Annotated in this window: 16 protein-coding genes; 9 read left to right on the top strand and 7 right to left on the bottom strand. The window is 66.8% G+C overall.

Annotation, left to right across the window (positions count from 1 at the left end; translation table 11 throughout):
• The first annotated feature begins 2 nt into the window (after positions 1-2).
• Positions 3-965, top strand: coding sequence for a thioredoxin-disulfide reductase (trxB, locus tag DN388_RS06635; protein ID WP_043864378.1), 963 nt, complete (start codon positions 3-5; stop codon positions 963-965).
• A gap of 97 nt (positions 966-1,062) precedes the next feature.
• Here the strand turns inward: trxB and nadC are convergent, their stop codons facing one another.
• On the bottom strand, positions 1,063-1,911 hold the full coding sequence (nadC, locus tag DN388_RS06630; protein WP_054916277.1) for a carboxylating nicotinate-nucleotide diphosphorylase: 849 nt from the start codon (positions 1,909-1,911) through the stop codon (positions 1,063-1,065).
• Positions 1,912-2,160: 249 nt separating this feature from the next.
• Between nadC and DN388_RS06625 the strand changes: the two genes are divergently transcribed.
• The 4 genes from DN388_RS06625 (at position 2,161) to DN388_RS06610 (ending at position 8,004) form a co-directional block, all read left to right on the top strand.
• Positions 2,161-4,335 (top strand): DUF1631 domain-containing protein, encoded by a 2,175-nt coding sequence (locus tag DN388_RS06625; RefSeq protein ID WP_254997831.1) that lies wholly within the window; start codon positions 2,161-2,163, stop codon positions 4,333-4,335.
• Positions 4,336-4,414: 79 nt separating this feature from the next.
• Positions 4,415-4,975 (top strand): 1,6-anhydro-N-acetylmuramyl-L-alanine amidase AmpD, encoded by a 561-nt coding sequence (gene ampD / locus DN388_RS06620; RefSeq protein WP_043864381.1) that lies wholly within the window; start codon positions 4,415-4,417, stop codon positions 4,973-4,975.
• Entirely contained in the window at positions 4,972-5,805 is an 834-nt protein-coding gene (gene ampE, locus DN388_RS06615) for a regulatory signaling modulator protein AmpE (RefSeq protein WP_254997828.1), read from the top strand. Before ampD ends, ampE begins: the two co-directional genes overlap by 4 nt.
• A 180-nt stretch (positions 5,806-5,985) precedes the next feature.
• Positions 5,986-8,004 (top strand): methyl-accepting chemotaxis protein, encoded by a 2,019-nt coding sequence (locus DN388_RS06610; RefSeq protein WP_054916280.1) that lies wholly within the window; start codon positions 5,986-5,988, stop codon positions 8,002-8,004.
• Between the two features lie 41 nt (positions 8,005-8,045).
• Here DN388_RS06610 and DN388_RS06605 read toward each other — a convergent pair whose 3' ends face one another.
• Together DN388_RS06605 and cra are read right to left on the bottom strand one after the other, a co-directional pair.
• Positions 8,046-8,822 carry a TatD family hydrolase gene (locus tag DN388_RS06605; RefSeq protein WP_054916281.1) on the bottom strand — a complete coding sequence of 259 codons (777 nt, stop codon included), beginning with the start codon at positions 8,820-8,822 and terminating at the stop codon, positions 8,046-8,048.
• 2 nt (positions 8,823-8,824) lie between these two features.
• Positions 8,825-9,820 (bottom strand): catabolite repressor/activator, encoded by a 996-nt coding sequence (gene cra, locus DN388_RS06600; protein ID WP_054916282.1) that lies wholly within the window; start codon positions 9,818-9,820, stop codon positions 8,825-8,827.
• A gap of 284 nt (positions 9,821-10,104) precedes the next feature.
• Here cra and ptsP point away from each other — a divergent pair, with 284 nt between their 5' ends.
• The 3 genes from ptsP to DN388_RS06585 are packed head-to-tail and all read left to right on the top strand — an operon-like array spanning position 10,105 to position 15,655.
• Positions 10,105-12,963, top strand: coding sequence for a phosphoenolpyruvate--protein phosphotransferase (gene ptsP / locus DN388_RS06595; RefSeq protein ID WP_254997823.1), 2,859 nt, complete (start codon positions 10,105-10,107; stop codon positions 12,961-12,963).
• Entirely contained in the window at positions 12,963-13,919 is a 957-nt protein-coding gene (gene pfkB / locus DN388_RS06590) for a 1-phosphofructokinase (protein ID WP_196932705.1), read from the top strand. Before ptsP ends, pfkB begins: the two co-directional genes overlap by 1 nt.
• Complete coding sequence (locus tag DN388_RS06585) at positions 13,916-15,655, top strand: PTS fructose-like transporter subunit IIB (protein ID WP_254997820.1); 1,740 nt, start codon at positions 13,916-13,918, stop codon at positions 15,653-15,655. The genes pfkB and DN388_RS06585 overlap by 4 nt, the downstream gene beginning before the upstream one ends.
• Here DN388_RS06585 and DN388_RS06580 read toward each other — a convergent pair whose 3' ends face one another.
• Positions 15,656-15,886, bottom strand: a complete 231-nt coding sequence (locus DN388_RS06580) for a DUF3820 family protein (RefSeq protein WP_043864478.1) — start codon at positions 15,884-15,886, stop codon at positions 15,656-15,658.
• Positions 15,887-16,089: 203 nt separating this feature from the next.
• On the opposite strand from DN388_RS06580, the gene DN388_RS06575 reads away from it, so the two are divergent.
• Complete coding sequence (locus DN388_RS06575) at positions 16,090-16,566, top strand: PA2169 family four-helix-bundle protein (RefSeq protein ID WP_254997817.1); 477 nt, start codon at positions 16,090-16,092, stop codon at positions 16,564-16,566.
• Here DN388_RS06575 and DN388_RS06570 read toward each other — a convergent pair.
• The 3 genes from DN388_RS06570 to DN388_RS06560 form a co-directional block, all read right to left on the bottom strand.
• Positions 16,563-18,065 (bottom strand): diguanylate cyclase, encoded by a 1,503-nt coding sequence (locus DN388_RS06570; RefSeq protein WP_043864390.1) that lies wholly within the window; start codon positions 18,063-18,065, stop codon positions 16,563-16,565. The genes DN388_RS06575 and DN388_RS06570 overlap by 4 nt on opposite strands.
• Positions 18,066-18,241: 176 nt before the next feature.
• On the bottom strand, positions 18,242-19,567 hold the full coding sequence (locus DN388_RS06565; protein ID WP_254997815.1) for an OprD family porin: 1,326 nt from the start codon (positions 19,565-19,567) through the stop codon (positions 18,242-18,244).
• Between the two features lie 204 nt (positions 19,568-19,771).
• Entirely contained in the window at positions 19,772-19,993 is a 222-nt protein-coding gene (locus tag DN388_RS06560; protein ID WP_043864392.1) for a hypothetical protein, read from the bottom strand.
• Positions 19,994-20,048 lie beyond the last annotated feature (55 nt).

Raw genomic sequence — 20,048 nt, 5'->3', positions numbered from 1 at the left:
TCATGTCTGAAGTTCGTCATTCGCGAGTGATCATTCTCGGTTCCGGCCCTGCCGGTTACAGCGCCGCCGTGTACGCGGCCCGTGCCAACCTCAAGCCGCTGCTGATCACCGGCATGCAGGCTGGCGGCCAGCTGACCACCACCACCGAAGTCGACAACTGGCCGGGCGATGCACATGGCCTGACCGGCCCTGCGCTGATGCAGCGCATGCAGGAGCATGCCGAGCGTTTCGAGACCGAAGTGGTGTTCGACCACATCAACGCCGTGGACCTGGCCAACAAGCCGTTCACCCTCAAGGGCGACAGCGCCACCTACACCTGCGACGCACTGATCATCGCCACCGGCGCCAGCGCGCGCTACCTGGGCCTGCCGTCGGAAGAGGCGTTCATGGGCAAGGGCGTTTCGGCCTGCGCGACCTGTGACGGGTTCTTCTACCGCAACAAGCCGGTGGCCGTGGTCGGTGGTGGCAACACTGCCGTCGAGGAAGCCCTGTACCTGGCCAACATCGCCAGCAAGGTGACCCTGGTGCACCGCCGCGAGACCTTCCGCGCCGAGAAGATCCTGATCGACAAGCTGCACGCCCGCGTGGCCGAAGGCAAGATCGAGCTCAAGCTCAACGCCACCCTGGACGAAGTGCTGGGCGACAACATGGGTGTGACCGGTGCGCGCCTGAAGAACAACGACGGCAGCTTCGATGAAGTGAAGGTCGACGGCGTGTTCATCGCCATCGGTCACACCCCCAACACCTCGCTGTTCGAAGGCCAGCTGGCGCTCAAGGATGGCTACATGGTGGTCAACGGCGGGCGTGACGGCAATGCCACCGCCACCAGCATCGAGGGCGTATTCGCCGCCGGCGACGTGGCCGACCACGTGTATCGCCAGGCAATCACCTCGGCCGGTGCCGGCTGCATGGCGGCACTGGATGTCGAGCGTTACCTGGACGGCCTGCAGAACGCTTCGTTCTGAGGACTGTTGGGGCTGCTTCGCAGCCCTTCGCGGGTCAAGCCCGCTCCCACAGGGATCACTGCTGTCCTTGTGGGAGCGGGCTTGACCCGCGATGCTTTCAAAGGCTCAGGCGCATCGACAGGTCCACTGCCTTCACATCCTTGGTCATTGCCCCGATCGAGATGTAGTCCACCCCCGTCTCGGCAATTGCGCGCAACGTGCTTTCGCTGATCCCGCCGCTGGCTTCCAGCTTGGCCTTGCCGGCATTGAGGCGCACCGCCTCGCGCATTTCGTCCAGGTTCAGCTCGTCGAGCATGACGATGTCGGCCCCGGCCTCCAGCGCCTGCTGCAGTTCATCCAGGCTCTCCACCTCGATTTCCACCGGCTTGCCCGGCGCAATGCGGCGCGCCGCAGCGATCGCTTCGGCAATCCCGCCGCTGGCGGCAATGTGGTTTTCCTTGATCAGAAACGCGTCGTACAGGCCGATGCGATGATTGTGGCAGCCGCCGCAGGTCACTGCGTACTTCTGCGCCAGGCGCAGGCCCGGCAGGGTCTTGCGCGTATCCAGCAGCTTGACCTGGGTATCGGTCACCAGGTCGGCCAGGTGCCGCGCATGGGTGGCCACCCCCGACAGCAGCTGCAAAAAGTTCAGCGCGCTGCGCTCGCCGGTCAGCAGCGAGCGGGCCGGCCCTTCCAGGTGGAACAGTGCCTGATTGGCCGTGGCCCGGTCGCCGTCCTTGACCTGCCAGTGCACCGCCACCCGCGGGTCGAGCTGACGAAACACCGCGTCCACCCAGGCCGTGCCGCTGATCACGCAGTCGTCGCGGGTAATGATGGTGGCCTTGGCCAGGCGCTCGGCAGGAATCAGCTGGGCGGTGATGTCGCCGCTGCCGACATCTTCGAGCAACGCACGGCGCACGTTGGCTTCGATTTCGGCGGTCAGGTCGGCGAGGCGTAGATTCGGCATGGTGGGCTCCACAAGCTAGGTGGCCGCGATTATAGGGCAGCCCGGGGCGGGCGTGCAGCAATCCGCCTTTGGTCGCAGCAAATGAGCATTTGCGCCCCATGGCGGTCTATCCACAGGCTGGCCGAAACGTACTGCACAGTTCGCTGGCAGGCCGCGCGTTTTTGCCAGATAATGCGCGCCTTGTAATTGGCGTCATGACTTTGACAGCCATTCAATCCACTTCGTAGCCAACCCAGCAAGGAGACCGGGATGCCCAATGACGGGAAGGTGGTGCCGTTCAAGGCGGCCACCGATCAGGCGTCACGCACGCCGTTCGCTCGTCTGCCGGTCATCCTGCTGCAAGTGCGCGACAAGGCAGCGCAGCACCTGCGCCAGGCGCTGCAGGGGCTGTTCGACAACGCCGACGACACGCTCTTCGAAATGGCCGACACGGCCGCCGACAACCATGACCGCAGCCTGTTCTTCGAAGCGATGCGCGACCTGCGCCTCAAGCGCAAGAGCATCGAGCGTGCCTTGCTCGACCTGTTCTATGACGCCTTCATCGATATTGCCGGCAACGACCCGACCGCGCCGTTGGCGCGCCGTGGCTACGACAGGCAGGCGCTGATGGCCGACGATGCGCGTGAGCGGGCCCAGGCCGTGGAGACGATGGTGGCCCGCGTGGCCACGCGTGACGGCTTCGCCCTCGGCCAGCTGACCCTGCGCATGAACAGCCTGATCAGCCAGCGCCTGGACGATCGCGCCAACCCGCTGGGGCCGGCGCTGCTGTGCGAGTACTTTCTGCAGGCCGGGCGCAGCCTGGGCGTGGGCATCAAGGTCAAGCTGATACTGCTCAAGCTGTTCGAGCGTTACGTGCTGTGCGACGTCGGCCAGTTGTACGGCGAAGCCAACCAGCTGTTGAGCGCCACCGGGATCCTGCCCGACCTCAAGAGCGCGCCGGGCTGGCGCACCCCGGCGGCCGAACCGGCGCACCCGGCCGGCGATCCGGAGGTCAAGCCAGCCCCGCTGATGGCCGATGCCGGGGCGCAGGCCGCCTTCGCCTCGCTGCAGGTGCTGTTGTCCCCGGTGCGCGGTCGGGTGGCCCCGCGCCTGGAGCCCTATGACCGGGTGCAGCCGATCAGCAGGCAGGATCTGCTGCGCCTGCTCTCGCACCTGCAGCAGTTCGTGCCGGCAGCGGGGGAGGTGCAGGACTTCGACCTGCGCCACCAGCTGGAGCAGCTGCTGACCCGGGCCAGCGTGCAAAGTGGCAAGTACCGCAGGGTCGAGGTGATCGATGAGGATGTGATCAACCTGATCGCCATGCTCTTCGACTTCATCCTCGGCGATCGCAACCTGCCGCATTCGCTGCGCCAGTTGATCGCACGCCTGCAGATCCCGATGCTCAAGGTGGCGCTGCTCGACAAGAGCTTCTTCAGCCGCGCCACCCACCCGGCGCGCCGCCTGCTCGACGAGATTGCCGCAGTGGCGATGGGCTGGGGCGCGCGTGATGACGTGCAGCGCGACGAGCTGTACCTGCGGGTCGAGGCCATCGTGCAGCGCCTGCTCACCGATTTTGCCGACGACCCGCAGATCTTCGCCGAGCTGCTGGCCGAGTTCCTTGCTTTCAGTGCCGATGAGCGCCGCCGTACCGAGTTGCTCGAACAGCGCACCCGCGATGCCGAAGAGGGCCGGGCACGCACCGTGCTGGCGCGCCAGCAGGTTGAAAGCGAACTCAACCTGCGCCTGCTCGGCAAGTGCCTGCCGCAAGGCGTGGTACGGGTGATCGAGCAGGCCTGGAGCCAGGTGCTGCTGCTGGCCTGCCTCAAGCATGGGCGGGGTTCGACCCAGTGGCAGGGCGCGCTGGCCAACATGGACCTGCTGCTCTGGAGTGTCGAGTCACACACAGGCGACGACCGTGCACGGCTGCTGGAGCAGGTGCCGGGCCTGCTCAAGGCCCTGCGCGAGGGGTTGACCCGGGTTGCCTACGATCCCTTTGCCACCAGCGAGTTCTTCGCCCAGCTCGAAGCGCTGCACCTGCAGGCTGTGGAAGGGGCAGGGCACCCCGGCCAGGCGCGTATCGAGCGGGTGTTGGTGCGTGATCGCATCGTGCTGCTGGGGCCGGAGTCGGTGGCGGCGGGCGGACTGTGCTCCAGCCTGCCCGACGACGACCCGGCGCTGCACCAGGTGCGCGACCTGCGCCCGGGGGCCTGGATCGAGCTGCGCGACGAGGATGACGAGCCGGTGCGCGGCAAGCTGATCGCGATCATCGACAGCACTCACACCTATGTGTTCGTCGACCGTACCGGGCGCAAGCTGCGCGAATGGTCGCAGCAGGGGCTTGCCGGGGCGTTGAGTCAGGGCCAGGTACGCCTGCTCGATGCCACCCAGCTGTTCGAACGTGCACTGGGTTCGGTGGTCAGCCAACTGCGCCAGCGCCAACCCTGAGCGCCCGCACTTTTTAACGATACAACCGTCGATTCCTCGGGGCATACTGCGCCAGAGCCCTCATGCTTCAGGATCTTCTATGCAACTTGACCACGCTACTGGCTGGGTCGCTGGCGTCACCCATTGCCCTTCCCCCAACTTCAACGCGCGCCCCGAGGGCGAAGCCATCAGCCTGCTGGTGATCCACAACATCAGCTTGCCGCCCGGGCAGTTCGGCACCGGCAAGGTGCAGGCGTTCTTCCAGAACCGCCTGCCCATCGCCGAGCATGCGTTTTTCGAGCAGATCAAGGACCTGCGTGTATCGGCGCACTTTCTGATCGAGCGTGACGGCAGGGTCACCCAGTTCGTCTCGTGCCTGGACCGGGCCTGGCATGCCGGGGTATCGCGCTTCGAGGGCCGCGAGGGCTGCAACGACTTTTCCGTGGGCATCGAACTCGAAGGCACCGATCAGACGCCGTTCACAGACGCCCAGTACACTGCCCTGCAACACCTGACCCTGCAACTGCAGGCTGCCTGGCCCATCGCGGGGCGAATCCGCGGCCACAGCGACATTGCGCCGGGGCGCAAGACCGACCCGGGGCCGGCGTTCGACTGGGAACGCTATCGCGCCAGCCTGCACGTCAACGAGGACAGATCATGAGTTTTCTGGTGTTACTGCTGGTGCTGTGGGTCGAGAAGTTCTCGGCGCTGCGCCAGCGCCTGCAACGCGACGGCTTTTTTCTCACCGAACTGGCCCGCCTGGAGCGCAGGCCCAAGGCCGACCCCTGGTGGGTGCTGGGCATTCTGGTGCTGTTGCCAGTAGTGGTACTGGCGCTGCTGCTGCACGTGCTCGACCCGGTCGCCTATGGCCTGCTGGCCCTGCCGGTGCACCTGCTGGTGCTGATCTACAGCCTGGGCCGGGGCGATGTGAAGGCGGCGCTGGGGCCGTTTCGCGATGCCTGGCGACGCGGTGATGAACAGGCGGCCGTGCACGTGGCCGAGCGCGATCTGGGGGTGACGGCCGACGACAGCCAGGGCCTGATCCAGAAGGTGCAGGGGCACCTGCTGTGGCAGGCCTACCAGAGCTTCTTTGCGGTGATCTTCTGGTATGTGCTGCTGGGCCCGGCTGCAGCGCTGGCTTACCGGCTGCTGGCGCTGACGGGCGAGCGGGCCGGCAACCCGGCGGTACAGGAACGCGCCCGGCAGTTGCGCCACGCCTTCGACTGGGCGCCGGTGCGGGTACTGGCCGCCAGTTTTGCACTGGTGGGCAACTTTGTGGCGGTCAGCCGCATGATGCTGCACGAGCTGCTCAACTGGCACATCGGCGCGCCGCGCCTGGTGGAGCAGGCGGGCACGGCAGCGGCGGAGATTCCCGCCGACGTCGAGGCCGGCCCGCAAGGCCTGGCCGGGCTCGACAGCCTGTGGGAACTGCTGCTGCGTGCCGCAGTGCTCTGGTACGCGGGCTTTGCCCTGTGGACCGTGCTCGGCTGACTCACAACGTGTAAACGGGCTGCCGCAACGGCGGCTCGTTCCTACAGGCCGCCGCTACTGGTGGTTAACCTTAAGTTACAAAACTTCCCTTCGATATGCGCTATACAGAGGCTGCTGACGATCGCCAGTGGCCTAGTGCTATTGCGCAGAAAACAATAAGAAATCGAAAGGAGACGACCCTTGAAGCGCCTCTTGTATCCGGCAATCGCATTGATGAACCGGCTGAGCTTCGGCATGAAGTTCAGCCTGATCAGCGTGCTGTTCTTTCTGCCCATGCTGGTCACCAATTTCTATCTGGTGCGCGACGCCTATGCCAAGTTCCACGCCACCCGTGTGGAGCTGCACAGCCTCGGCCTGCTGAGCGAGAGCCTGGCCGTGCGCGGTGATCTGGAGAGCCTGGGCAACCTGGTGCAGATCAACGCGGTGCTGGGGCAGTCCGGCAAGGCCGACGACCTGGAGGCGCGCATCGATGCGCTGGAACAGCAGGTGGCAAAGCGCGTGGCCGCGCTGGCCCCGATGACCGAGGACCCGGCCCAGGTGCAGGCCTTCACCGCCCGGCGCGACGAGTTGCTGGCAGGGCTCGAGGCGGCGCGAGCCGACTCCTCGCTGCAGACCCGTGCAGCCCTGTACGACGCCCTGCTGGCGCAGGCGCAGCTGCTTGGCAAGCTGGTGGTCAGCCAGTCGGGCCTTGGCCAGGACAGCGATGCCGGCGTGCGCCAGATGGGCGAGCTGCTGACCACGGTCACCGCCCAGGTCACCCAGACCCTGGGTGAAGGCCGCGCAATCGGGGCTTACTCGCTGGGCCAGGGGTTTCTCAACTCATCGGCCAGTACCCGTTTCGAAGAACTGCTCAAAAGCCTCGACAAGCTGTCGGCCGACTACGCCATTCGCCTGCAGGACGCCCTGGGCGACGAGCCGCGGCTGGCCAGCCAGGCCGCCAGCAGCCAGGCGTCGCTCAAGCAGGCCAGCGAGCTGCTCGAAGACCAGGTGGTGATGGCCGATACCCTCGATGCGCCGTGGCCGGCGTTCTACCAGCAGGTCAGCGGCCTGATCGAGCAGACCTACCTGCTCAATGGCGCCACCCTGCAGGTACTCGAACAGCAGTTGCAGGCGCGCCTGGGCGACTACCGCCAGCACATGGTGCTGCTGGTGCTGGCCCTGGCGGCGGTGTTCATGCTGATCGGCTACCTGTATGGCGGCTTCTATGCCTCCACCCGCAGCACCCTGCGTACCCTGGGCAAGGTGATGGACAAGGTGGCCGGGGGCGACATGACGGTGACCTTCCAGGCCCGCAGTCGCGACGAGCTGGGCGAGCTGGGCGAGGTGTTCAACACCACGGTGCGGCGCATCCATGACCTGATCGAGCGGGTCGGGCAGACGGTGGCCGAGGTGGAACACCAGGCCGAGCAGGTGCATGCGGTATCGGCGCGCAGCAACCAGGCGGTAAGCGGCCAGCGCGGGCAGATCGAGCAGGTGGCCACGGCCATGAACCAGATGTCGGCCACTGCCCAGGAAGTGGCGCGCAGCGCTGCGGCAGCCGTGAACAGCGCCCACGGGGTCAACCGCGAGACGGTCAGCGGGCGCGAGCTGGTGGAGTCGCAGCAGGGCAGCATTGCCGGGCTGGCGGCCGAAATCGACCAGTCGGTGGGGGTGATCAACCAGCTGGTCAGCGACAGCCAGCAGATCAGCCAGGTGCTGGAGGTGATCAAGAGCATCGCCGGGCAGACCAACCTGCTGGCGCTCAACGCCGCCATCGAGGCGGCGCGGGCCGGGGAGCAGGGGCGTGGCTTCGCGGTGGTGGCCGACGAGGTACGCACGCTGGCCAAGCGCACGCAGCAGTCGACCGAGGAAATCGACCAGATGATCTCACGCCTGCAGGGCGGGGTGGAGGCGGCGGTGCGGGCGATGGACAGCAGTCACCAGATGGCGGCGGGCACCGTGGGGCAGTCGCAGCAGGTGCAGCAGGCGCTGGTCAACATTCTGGGGGCGATGGGCAGCATCGTGGAGCAGAACCAGCAGATTGCGGCGGCGGTGGAGCAGCAGACGGCGGTGGCGCATGACATCGACCTGAACATCGTGCAGATCAATCGCGCGGCCGAGCACACCACCGAGGGCGCGCACCAGACCGAAGATGCGAGCCGGCAGCTGTCGGCGCAGGTGATGGAGTTGAAGCAGTTGATCGGGGCGTTCAGGGTCTGAGCGAGGGCTGGGCCCTTCGCCGGCAAGGCGCAGGGGCGGTATTACCAGCCAAACAGCTCGCAGGCATTGCGCGTGCTGGCCTCGGCCAGCACCTGGGGCGCAACTCCCATCACCTCAGCCAGTGCCACGGCAATCTGCGGCAGGTGCACAGGGCTGTTGCGCACCCCGGCGTACATCGCCGGGGCCATGTCCGGCGAGTCGGTCTCCAGCACCACGCCGTCCAGCCCCAGGCGCGGCAGCACCTTGCGCAGGCGCAGCGCCTGGGGCCAGGTGGCCGCCCCGCCCAGCCCCAGCCTGAACCCGAGGCGGCGGTACTCGCGGGCCTCCTCGTAGCTGCCGGCAAACGCATGCACGATGCCGCCACGCGCCAGCTTGAAGCGCTTGAGCCGGGCGATCACGTCGGCATGGCTGCGCCGTACATGCAGCAGCGCCGGCAGGTCGAAGTCCACCGCCAGCTGCAACTGGGCCTCGAACAGCGCCTGCTGGCGCTCGCGGTCCAGCTCGGCCACGTAGTAGTCCAGGCCGAACTCGCCCACCGCGCACAGCTGCCGGTCGCCACGCAGGCGGCTCAGCCAGTCGCCCAGCGCCAGCAGGTGTTCCGGGCGATGCTGTTCCAGGTACACCGGGTGCAGGCCGAACGCCGCATACAGCTGCGGATCGCTCTTGACCAGCTCCCATACCCGCTGCCAGTTGTCCTGGTACACCCCCAGCACCACCATGCGCTCGACCCCGGCGCGGCGCGCCTGCCCCAGCACTTCGCTGCGGTCGGCATCGAAGTCGGGAAAGTCCAGGTGGGTGTGGGTGTCTACCAGGCGCATGGTCAGGCCTTGAAGAGGCGTTGCTTGAAGGTGCGCGCCACCGCGTGCACACCCGGCGTGTAGTGCTGCTTCTCCACCGCCTCCAGCGCCAGGCGCAAGGCGGTTTCGGCCATCAGGCCGTGCTGCTGGGCCATGGCGTTGACCGGCAGGGGCAGGAAGTCCAGCAACTGGTTGTCACCGAAGGTGCCCAGGTGCAGGCTGCGCGATGCTGGCGGGCGGGTCTGCAGCACATCGAACACGCCTTGCAGCAGCACATAGGAGGTGGTCACCAGCGCGTCGGGCAGGCGCCCCAGGTCGGCCAGCAGCTCGCTCATCAGGCGACGCCCGCACTCGCGGCTGAAGGCTTCGCCCTGGTGCTGGCTGGCCCGTCCGTCGAAGCCTTGCAGGGCCTGGTCGAAGCCACGTGCGCGAGCGCGGCTGACGCTCAGCTCAGGGCGTGCGCCAATCAGTGCGATATGCGCCGGGGCGCTGTCGAGCAGGCTGCGGGTCAGGTGCAGGCTGGCATGCTCGTCGTCGCTGACCACCGAGCAGAACTGCGCCGGGTCCAGGCTGCGGTCGATGCCGATGATCGGCAGGCCGTTGGCCTGCAGCGTGCGGTAGCTGTCGTCGTCTTCGGGCAGGCAACTGGCGACGAACAGGGCGTCGCAGCGCCGTGCGCGAAACAGCTGCTGCAACTGGCGCTCGCTGTCGGGCTGGTCGTCGCTGCTGGCGATCAGCAGCTGGTAGCCCTGGGCCCTTGCGCCTTGCTCCAGTTGCTTGGCGATGCGCGCATAGCTGGGGTTTTCCAGGTCTGGCAGGATGAAGCCAAGGGTGCGCGTGTGACGGCTGCGCAGCCCGGCCGCCTGCGGGTTGGGCGTGAAGCCATGGGCCTCGACCACCGCACGCACACGCTCTACCGTGCTGCTGCTGATGCGTTGCTGTTCGGCCTTGCCATTGATGACATAACTGGCAGTGGTAACGGACACACCGGCCAGACGGGCGATATCGCTGAGTTTCACCGAATTTTCCTTGTTATTACCGGGGTTGGCTGCAGAGCCTGACCGGGTATTGTCGCCGATTGCGAAGCATCGGCGCAGACGACCATTGTCGCAATTGTCCGACAAAATGGGGCTTTCATTGTTCGCAGGTTATCGAGTAACGTGCACGCTATTCTAGGTTAAACGATTCAGCAGGCGATTTTTCTGCCGTGGCCTTCGCCTGCGCCCGGCCCTGCGAAGTGTCGGGTGCTGCTAAATTCACAACAATACCTCGGCGCCGGCCCGGCGCTGCAAAGGAGAGGTTCATGCTCGAGCTCACCATAGAGCAGATTTCCATGGGCCAGTCGGCCGTGGACAAGACCGCCGCGCTGCAGCTGCTGGCCGAGCGCCTGGTGGCCGACGGGCTGGTGGCCGAGGGCTACCTGGCCGGGCTGCAGGCGCGTGAAGCCCAGGGCTCGACCTTTCTCGGCCAGGGCATCGCCATCCCCCACGGTACCCCGCAGACCCGCGAGCTGGTGCATGCCACCGGCGTGCGCCTGTTGCAGTTCCCCGAGGGCGTGGACTGGGGCGACGGGCAGATCGTGTACCTGGCCATCGGCATCGCAGCGCGCTCCGACGAGCACCTGCGCCTGCTGCAATTACTCACCCGCGCGCTGGGCGAGACCGACCTGGCCCAGGCGCTGCGCCGGGCCGGCAGCGCCGAGGCGTTGCTCAAGCTGCTGCAGGGGGCGCCGCAGGAGCTGGCACTGGATGCACAGATGATCGGCCTGGGTGTGCCCGCCGAGGATTTCGAAGAGCTGGTATGGCGTGGCGCCCGCCTGCTGCGCCGCGCCGATTGCGCCGGCAATGGCTTTGCCGCCGTGCTGCAGCAGGTCGAGGCGCTGCCCCTGGGCGATGGCCTGTGGTGGCTGCACAGCGAGCAGACCGTGCGCAAGCCGGGCCTGGCGTTCGTCACCCCGCAGCAGCCGCTGCGCTACCTGGGCCAGCCGCTCAACGGCCTGTTCTGCCTGGCCAGCCTGGGCGCGGCGCACCAGGCCCTGCTCGAACGTCTGTGTAGCCTGCTGATCGAAGGTCGGGCGCAGGAGCTGTTTCGCGCTACCAGCAGCCGTGCGGTGCTGGAGGTGCTGGGCGGCGAGCTGCCGGCCGACTGGCCCAGCGTTCGCGTCGGCCTGGCCAATGCCCACGGCCTGCATGCGCGCCCGGCCAAGGAGCTGGCGCAACTGGCCAAGGCCTTCGAGGGCGAGGTGCGCGTGCGCGTGGTCGACAGCGGCGAGGCCGCCGTGTCGGTCAAGAGCCTGAGCAAGTTGTTGAGCCTGGGCGCACGCCGTGGCCAGGTACTGGAGTTCATTGCCGAGCCGAGCGTTGCCGACAGCGCGCTGCCGGCGTTGCTGGCGGCGGTGCAGGCCGGCCTGGGCGAAGCGGTCGAGGCGCTGGCACCGGTGAGCGAGGTAGCGGCGCCCCAGGTGCTCGAGCCGGTGCTGAGCGCGCCGCTGCCGGGCACGCAGGTCCAGGGCGTGGCCGCATCGCCGGGCATCGCCTGCGGCCCGGCGCATGTGCAGGTGCTGCGCCATTTCGACTACCCGCTGCGGGGCGAGTCGCCGGTGATCGAGCGCGACCGCCTGCAACGTGCCCTGGCCGCGGTGGCCAGTGAGCTCGAAGCGCTGATCCGGCGCAGCCCGGCCAAGGCCATCCGCGAGATCTTCGTCACTCACCAGGAAATGCTCAGCGACCCGGGGCTGGGCGATGAAGTCGAGCTGCGCCTGCTTCAGGGCGAAAGCGCCCCAGCGGCCTGGATGACCGTGATCGAGGCCGCAGCGCGGCAGCAGGAGGCCTTGCACGACGCCCTGCTGGCCGAACGCGCCGCCGACCTGCGCGACGTGGGCCGCCGTGTGCTGGCCACCCTGTGCGGGGCCGCCGAGGTGGCGGAGCCGCAACAGCCCTATGTGCTGGTGATGGACGAAGTCGGCCCGTCCGATGTGGCGCGCCTCGATCCGGCGCGGGTGGCCGGGATTCTCACCGCACGGGGTGGCGCCACCGCGCACAGCGCGATCGTGGCGCGGGCATTGGGCATCCCGGCGGTGGTGGGGGCCGGCGCGGCGGTGCTGCTGATCGCCGCCGGCACCGAGCTGTTGCTGGACGGCCAGCGTGGGCGCCTGATCGTGGCCCCGGCGGCGGACGAGCTGCAGCGCGCCCTGGCCGAGCGCGAGCAGCGCGAACAGCGCCTGCAGGCGGCCCGGGCGCGTCGCCTGGAACCTGCCGTGACCCGCGACGGGCATGCCGTGGAAGTGTTCGCCAACATCGGTGAAAGCGCGGGTATCGAACAGGTGATCGACCTGGGCGCGGAAGGCATCGGCCTGCTGCGCACCGAGCTGATCTTCATGGCCCATCCACAGGTGCCCGACGAGGCCACCCAGGAAGCCGAGTACCGCCGTGTGCTCGACGGCCTGCAGGGCCGGCCGCTGGTGGTGCGCACCCTGGATGTGGGCGGCGACAAGCCGTTGCCCTACTGGCCCATCGCCAAGGAGGAAAACCCGTTTCTGGGGGTACGCGGCATTCGCCTGACCCTGCAACGGCCGCAGGTCATGGAAAGCCAGTTGCGCGCCCTGTTGCGCGCGGCGGGCGAGCGACCGCTGCGCATCATGTTCCCGATGGTCGGGCAGGTGGAGGAGTGGCGCCAGGCCCGAGCAATGGTCGAGCGCCTGCGCCAGGAGATACCGGTCGGCGACCTGCAGGTGGGCATCATGATCGAGGTACCTTCGGCCGCGCTGCTGGCACCGGTGCTGGCGCCGGAGGTGGACTTCTTCAGCGTCGGCACCAACGACCTGACCCAGTACACCCTGGCCATCGACCGCGGCCACCCGAGCCTGTCGGCCCAGGCCGATGGCCTGCACCCGGCGGTGCTGCAGCTGATCGACATCACCGTGCGCGCCGCGCATGCCCACGGCAAGTGGGTGGGCATCTGCGGGGAACTGGCCGCCGACCCCCAGGCGGTGGCGGTGCTGGTGGGGCTGGGCGTGGATGAACTGAGCGTGGCGGCGCGCAGCATTGCCGAGGTCAAGGCGGTGGTGCGCGAACTGAATTTTGAACAGGCCCGGCAACTGGCGCGTGATGCGCTGGTGCAGGGCAGTGCCGCCGATGTGCGCGCACGGGTGGAGATGCATTGATGGCACGGATACTCACACTGACCCTCAACCCGGCGCTGGACCTTACCGTCAGCCTCGCCACCCTGCAGCCCGGCGCGGTCAACCGCAGCCACGCGCAGCACAGCCACGCGGCGGGCAAGGGCCTGAACGTGGCGCAGGTGCTGGCCGACCTGGGGCATTCGGTGACGGTGGGCGGCTTCCTGGGCCAGGACAACCTGCAGCCCTTCGAGGCCCTGATGGCCCGTCGCGGCTTTGCCGATTGCTTCGTGCGGGTGCCCGGCGAAACCCGCAGCAACCTCAAGCTGGTGGAGGGCGATGGCCGGGTCACCGATATCAACGGCGTGGGCCCGCAGGTCGACGAACACGCCCAGGGCGAGCTGCTGGCTCGCCTGCAGCACCTGGCCAGCGGGCATGACGCGGTGGTGGTGGCCGGCAGCCTGCCGCCGGGTGTGAGCCCGCAGTGGCTGCAAATGCTGCTGGCGTGGTTCAAGTCGCTGGGCCTGAAGGTGATCCTGGACAGCAGTGGTGCGGCCTTGATCGCCGGGCTCAAAAGCGCGCCGTGGCTGGTCAAGCCCAATACCGACGAACTGGCCGAAGCGCTGGGCCGCCCGCTGCACAGCATTGCCGAGCAGCAGGCCGCTGCCCGCCAGTTGATCGACCAGGGCGTCGAGCATGTGGTGGTGTCCCAGGGCGAGCAGGGGGTGATCTGGTTCCGGCGCGACGGCGCCCTGCAGGCGCTGCCGCCCCAGGTGATGGTGGCCAGCACGGTGGGCGCGGGCGATTCGTTGCTGGCCGGCATGCTGCACGGCCTGCTCAATGCCGAGCCTGCCGCGCAGACCTTGCGCCGCGCCACCGCGATTGCCGCCCAGGCCGTGACCCAGATCGGCTTCGGCATCGGCGACCGCGTGCAACTGGCGCAGCTCGAAGATGCCGTCCGGGTGCAGATTCCCCACGCTCGACAAGAGGGTGAACAATGAAGATCGCCATCGTCACCGCCTGCCCCAACGGCCAGGTGTCCAGCCTGCTCAGCGCGCGCCTGCTGGATGCGGCCGCGCAGCGCCAGGGCTGGAGCACCAGTGTCGAGGTGCACGATCCCGACCATCCCGAGCGCCAGCTTTCGCCGGCAGTGATCGCCGCCGCCGACTGGGTGCTGGTGATCAGCACCGGCCCGTTCGACCTGCAGCGCTTTGCCGGCAAACGCCTGTTCCAGAGCACTCCGGCCCAGGCCCTGCAGGATGTGGAGAGCTTTCTGCGCCTGGCCGCCGAACAGGCCCAGGTGCACCACCCCGAAGCCGTGGCGCCTGCGCCGGCCGCAGCGGGGGCGGTGAAGAAGATCGTTGCGGTCACTGCCTGCCCCACCGGGGTGGCGCACACCTTCATGGCCGCCGAAGCCTTGCAGCAGGCGGCGCGGCAACTGGGTTATCAACTGGCCGTCGAAACCCAGGGCTCGGTGGGGGCACGCACCCCGCTGAGCGCCGCGGCCATCGCCGAAGCCGACGTGGTACTGCTGGCCGCCGATATCGAAGTGCCCACCGAGCGCTTCGCCGGCAAGCGCATCTACCGCTGTGGCACCGGCGTGGCCCTCAAGCAGGCCCAGGCCACCTTGAACAAGGCGCTGGCCGAAGGTCGCGAAGAGCGTGCCGCCGGCAGCGCCGGCACCGCACCTGCACGCAGTGAAAGGGCTGGGGTGTACAAGCACCTGCTGACCGGGGTGTCGTTCATGTTGCCGATGGTGGTGGCAGGCGGGTTGCTGATCGCCCTGGCATACATGTTCGGGCTCGATGCCTACAAGGAGCCGGGCACCCTGGCCGCCGCCCTGCGCCAGATCGGCGAAGACGCCGCATTCAAGCTGATGGTGCCGCTGCTGGCCGGCTACATCGCCTATTCGATTGCCGACCGCCCGGGCCTGGCGCCGGGCATGATCGGCGGGCTGCTCGCCAGTTCGCTGGGCGCCGGCTTCATCGGCGGCATCGTCGCAGGCTTCGTGGCCGGCTACGCGGCCAAGGCGATCAGCCACTGGGTCCGCCTGCCCAGCAGCCTGGAGAGTCTCAAGCCGATCCTGATCATCCCGCTGCTGGCCAGCCTGTTCACCGGCCTGGTGATGATCTACGTGGTGGGCAAGCCGGTGGCCGGCATGCTCGATGGCCTGACGCATTTTCTCGACAGCATGGGCACTGCCAACGCGGTGCTGCTGGGCATACTGCTCGGCGCCATGATGTGCGTGGACCTGGGCGGGCCGGTGAACAAGGCCGCCTATGCCTTCTCGGTGGGCCTGCTGGCCAACCAGAGCATGGCGCCGATGGCCGCGACCATGGCCGCCGGCATGGTGCCGCCGATCGGCCTGGGCATCGCCACCTTCCTGGCGCGACGCAAGTTCGCCCAGAGCGAGCGCGAGGCCGGCAAGGCGGCGCTGGTGCTGGGCATGTGCTTCATTTCGGAGGGGGCGATCCCGTTCGCGGCCAAGGACCCGCTGCGGGTGATCCCCGCCAGCGTGGTCGGCGGCGCACTGGCCGGCGCGCTGTCGATGTATTTCGGTTGCAAGCTGATGTCGCCCCACGGCGGGCTGTTCGTGATGCTGATTCCGAACGCGATCAACCACGCCCTGCTGTACCTGCTGGCCATCGCCGCCGGCAGCCTGCTGACCGCTGTGGTGTACGCGGTGCTCAAGCGCAGGGACGTGGCCGAGCTGGCACTGGAGCCGGCCAAGGTCTGATCAGGGGCGTGGGCGCGGGTGCTTCTTACGCAGCGGTTCGAGCAGGTCGGCCAGGCCGTTGTGGTCGACCTCGTGCATCAGCGCCAGCAGCCCGCCCAGTTCGCCCTTGGGAAAGCCCTGGCGGGCGAACCAGTTGAGGTAGTGGCCGGGCAGGTCGGCGATCAGCCGGCCCTGGTACTTGCCATAGGGCATTTCGCGGGTGACCAGCAGTTCGAGTGTCTCGGGAGTCATGGGCTCGGCGCAGCAGTGCAGGAAAGGCCCGACAATACATGCAATCTGCACGAGACCAAAGGTCCGTTCATGCAAAACGCTGCTTGGGGAAGGTTCAAAATTTTTATAAGTTGTTGATTTTAAAGGATTTAATTTTTACAGAAAAGCTGGCATGAACACTGCTCCTGTACTACGCAACCACCCTCATGCAAAGGAGCACTGTCATGACCAACGTGAACAAAGACGTTATTTCGGTTCTGAACAACCTCATCGAGTACAGCAAGGATGGCGAGAAGGGCTTCAAGACTTCTGCCGAGGATGCCAAGAACCCGGACCTGAAGGCGTTCTTCCTGCAGCGTGAAGGCGAATGCCGTAGCGCCGCCGCAGATCTGCAGCAGCACGTGCGTTCCCTGGGCGGCGACCCGGAAACCACCACCAGCCTCAGCGGTGACATGCACCGCGCCTGGGTCAACCTCAAGTCTTCGCTGACCAGCAACGACGACAAGGCGGTGCTGGAAGAAGTGGAGCGCGGTGAAGACCACGCCCTCAAAGCCTACAAGGATGCCCTGGAAAAACTGGCCAAGCTGAATGTACCGGCAGTTGACCCGGCATATGCCCTGGTCGAGCGCCAGTACCATGGCGTGCAGCGCAACCATGACCAGGTCAAGGTGCTGCGCGACGCGGCCCGCGCACGTTCCTAACCGGCGTACACCTCTACCCGGTTGCGCCCGTTGCGCTTGGCGCAATACAGCGCATCGTCCGCACAGCCCAGCAAGGTCGAAAGATCCTGCTGGGCTTCTGGCGTCTGCAGGCCCACGCCAATGCTGACGGTCACCGGGTGCTGGTCGTCGCCGAACGGCGGCAGTGCCTCGACGCTGCTGCGGATACGTTCGGCCAGGGTCAGCACGCCGTTGAGGTCGGTCTCGGGCACGATGACCAGAAACTCCTCCCCGCCATATCGCGCAGCCAGGTCCGCCGGGCGGCGGATGCTGTGCGCGATCGTCGTCGCCACCTGGCGTAGCGCTTCGTCCCCGCCCTGGTGACCGTGGCGTTCATTGAACGCCTTGAAGTGGTCCACATCCACCATCAGTACCGCCAGCGGCCGCTGGCTGCGCTGGGCACGTGCCCATTCGCGGCGCAGTACCTGGTCGAGCTGACGACGGTTGGCCAGCCCCGTGAGGCTGTCGGTGGCTGCCAGTTCGGCCAGGCCCTGCTCGGCGCTGTGGCGCCTGCGCAATTCGCGCCCCAGCAGCAACGACAGCCAGAGGATGCCGATGCACAACAGGCCGGTAGCGATACTGACCACCAGTGCGGTACGCCGCCACGAGCCATAGACCTCGTCGGTGGACAAGGCCACCACCACCAGCAGCGGCAGGTCGTCCACCCGTGAAAAGGTGTACAGGCGATGCTTGCCGTCCAGGCTCGAACGCGCGGTGAAGCTGCCGTTGCCCTGGGCCATTGCGCGCTTGAAGTTGGGTTGCTCGGACAGGTCGGCGCCGATCAGCGGGTCGCTGGGCAGCGAAGGGTGGCGGGCGAGCATCACGCCGTCGCTGTTGAACAGGTTGACGCTGCTGTCGCGGCCGATGTCCAGGCGCTGGAACAGCTCGCTGAAGTAGGCCAGGCGCAGGGCGCCTGACGCGATACCGGCGAAGGCCCCATCGGCATCGTTGATGCGCCGGCTGAAACTGATGCACCAGTCCAGCTCGCCCAGGCGTGCCTTGAATGGCGGGCTGATGACCAGGCCCAGGCCGGGGTTGTCGCGATGGGCCTGGAACACCCTGCTGTCGGCAAAGTTGGCGCTGCGTGGCACCACGCTGGTGGAGTCGGCCGCCACGTTGCCGTTGCGGTCCAGCCACAGGATGTCGCCGCGTAACGGCACGGTGAAGGCCTGGTTGAACAGCAGTTGCTGGCGCAGCGGCGCGGCCACGCTGGCCAGCTCAGGGCGCTGGATGGCCCAGATCAGTCCGTGCAGCGACAGGTCGTAGAGCTCGACGTTGCGCACGATGTCGGTGTCGATCAACTGCACGATGTTGCTGGCCGAGCGTGCGGCCGCCTGGCCCACGTTGGCTTTTTCGCGTACCAGCAGGAAGGTCACGATGGTGATGATGGCCAGAACCGCCAGGCAACTGCCCAGGTTAAGGATCAACTCCGGATGAGTCCTGTACAGGGTCGGGCGCTGGGGCGGAAGGCGCGAAGGCATGATGGGGGTGATTCGTACCGCTGTCGTTGAAAGGGCAGGTGCGAGGCGGCGGTATTCTAGGCGGGTGCAGATTGTCGGACAAGCTGTTGCTGGTGCCGATTGATGTACGGCATCTTGGGGCTATTTGCAGGAAAAGAGCCTGCATCCTGCAGGCTCTTTGGCGCATGGCGGTGGGATCAGAAGACGTTGAGCGGGTATTCGACGATCACGCGGTATTCGTCCACATCGTTGTCGACCTGGGCGTAGCCCTGGCTGCCACGGTGCGAGGCCCAGCGCAGCAGCACGCTGAGGTCCTTGAGGGAACCTTGCTGGAACACGTAGGCCAGGTCCATGTCGCGTTCCCAGTGGCGCGTATTGTCGCCGTCGGCGCTGTACCAGTTGCTGTAGCCGGCGCTGGCCGGGTCGACCTTGCTCAGGTCCAGCTTGCCGCGCGAGTACGACACGGCGGTGGTCAGGCCGGGCATGCCGACGCCGGCGAAGTCATAGGCGTACTTGAGTTTCCACGAACGCTCGCCAGGCCCGTTGAAGTCCGAGTACATCTGCGAGTTGTCCAGGTACACGCTGTCGCCCAGGGTGATGTAGTCGAACGGCGTGTTGCCGTTGACCCGCTGGTACACCGCAGTGACGGTATGGTTACCCACGCCGAGCGCCAGGTGCAGGCTGTAGGTGTTGTTGTCGATGCTGCCCAGCAGCGCATCGCCGGTGTCCTGGGTGTGGTAGTAGTGCAGGCCGGGGTTGAGGCTGACGCCGTCGGCGAGCTGCCAGGTGTAGTCCAGGTCCAGGTAGTACTGGTTCCACACGTCCTTGAGTTCGGCGGCGTACAGGCTGCTGGTAAAACCTTCGACCGGTGCCCAGGCTGCGCCGGCCCAGTTCAGGTGACGGCTTTCGCGGTCATCTGGCAGGTTGCCGTAGGTAGCGCCGATGCGCTTGTGGCCGCTCTGGTTGTAGAGCTTGGTGAAGCTGGCCTGGCCGCCTTCCAGTTGCAGCCCGTCGATGCTGTTGTTGGTCAGGCTGACGCCGCGGAAGGTCTGCGGCAGCATGCGCGTCTCGCCACCGGCGATCACCGGGTTGGTCAGGAACAGGTCGCCGGCACGCAGTATGGTGTCGAAGGCCTTGAGCTTGATGGCAGCGCCGGCATTGGAGAACGAATCCGGGGCCTTGCCCAGTTCGCCATCGTCCTTGTAGTGGTAGGGCAGGATGCTCGAACCCGCCGTACCGCCACCGCCGTCCAGCTTGAGGCCGAGCATGGCATGGGCATCCAGACCAAAGCCCACGGTGCCCTGGGTGAACCCGGACTCGAACTTGCCGATGAAGCCCTGGCCCCATTCACGGTTGTCGTGGTTGCCGCGCTGCAGCTGGTTGCGGTTGAGGTAGTAGTTGCGGCTGAGCACGTCGAGGTGCGCACCTTCGACGAAGCCTTCGGCCTCGTCGGCCTGGGCGTGCAGGGGCATCGTTGCAGCCAGCGCAACGAACAGCGGGGTGAAGCGAAAAGCGTGGATCACCGGTGTGGACTCCTTGAGGTGAGGGATGCAGCTTTTTATTGTGCGAAGCGGTGTTTTCTTGTGAGGACACATCTCTGGCCGCAGAACCTTTTGTCCAGGCCAAAAAAAAGCCGCTGATAGCAGCGGCTTTGAAAGACGGCCACGCAGGCGAACACGTCGCCAGCGCAGCAGTCGAGGGAATAGGAGAGAGGCAGAGGCAGCGTATCAGCTGTCTTTGTCGGCACTCGCAGAACCTTTGGACGCGGTCTGCTCCAGGTTTTTGGCGTGGTCCTGCTGCTGGGCGAGGGCTTCGCGGCCTTGCTGCGCGGCAGCGGCGCGGGCGGCGTACTGCGCCACGAAAGCAGGGGACTCCTCGGCCATGGCCAGGGGCGAGAGCAATACGGACGACAGGACGAAAATACTGGCAATACCCATACTGTTGGACATTTGAAGCTACCTTCTTGCATAGCAAGCTATCTATTTGGTGTGGGTACGATAGTCC

The organism is Pseudomonas sp. S12(2018), from assembly GCF_024355235.1.
GTDB lineage: Bacteria > Pseudomonadota > Gammaproteobacteria > Pseudomonadales > Pseudomonadaceae > Aquipseudomonas > Aquipseudomonas palmensis.
The sequence above is the reverse complement of the archived record's forward strand: the minus strand, read 5'-3'. Positions and strand labels throughout refer to the sequence as shown.

Coding starts and splice junctions, on each gene's coding strand:
- ampD (WP_043864381.1), top strand. CDS start 4,415: ATGCAACTTGACCACGCTACTGGCTGGGTCGCTGGCGTCACCCATTGC.
- nadC (WP_054916277.1), bottom strand. CDS start 1,911: ATGCCGAATCTACGCCTCGCCGACCTGACCGCCGAAATCGAAGCCAAC.
- DN388_RS06560 (WP_043864392.1), bottom strand. CDS start 19,993: ATGTCCAACAGTATGGGTATTGCCAGTATTTTCGTCCTGTCGTCCGTA.
- DN388_RS06585 (WP_254997820.1), top strand. CDS start 13,916: ATGAAGATCGCCATCGTCACCGCCTGCCCCAACGGCCAGGTGTCCAGC.
- DN388_RS06575 (WP_254997817.1), top strand. CDS start 16,090: ATGACCAACGTGAACAAAGACGTTATTTCGGTTCTGAACAACCTCATC.
- DN388_RS06625 (WP_254997831.1), top strand. CDS start 2,161: ATGCCCAATGACGGGAAGGTGGTGCCGTTCAAGGCGGCCACCGATCAG.
- DN388_RS06570 (WP_043864390.1), bottom strand. CDS start 18,065: ATGCCTTCGCGCCTTCCGCCCCAGCGCCCGACCCTGTACAGGACTCAT.
- ptsP (WP_254997823.1), top strand. CDS start 10,105: ATGCTCGAGCTCACCATAGAGCAGATTTCCATGGGCCAGTCGGCCGTG.
- DN388_RS06580 (WP_043864478.1), bottom strand. CDS start 15,886: ATGACTCCCGAGACACTCGAACTGCTGGTCACCCGCGAAATGCCCTAT.
- ampE (WP_254997828.1), top strand. CDS start 4,972: ATGAGTTTTCTGGTGTTACTGCTGGTGCTGTGGGTCGAGAAGTTCTCG.
- trxB (WP_043864378.1), top strand. CDS start 3: ATGTCTGAAGTTCGTCATTCGCGAGTGATCATTCTCGGTTCCGGCCCT.
- DN388_RS06605 (WP_054916281.1), bottom strand. CDS start 8,822: ATGCGCCTGGTAGACACCCACACCCACCTGGACTTTCCCGACTTCGAT.
- pfkB (WP_196932705.1), top strand. CDS start 12,963: ATGGCACGGATACTCACACTGACCCTCAACCCGGCGCTGGACCTTACC.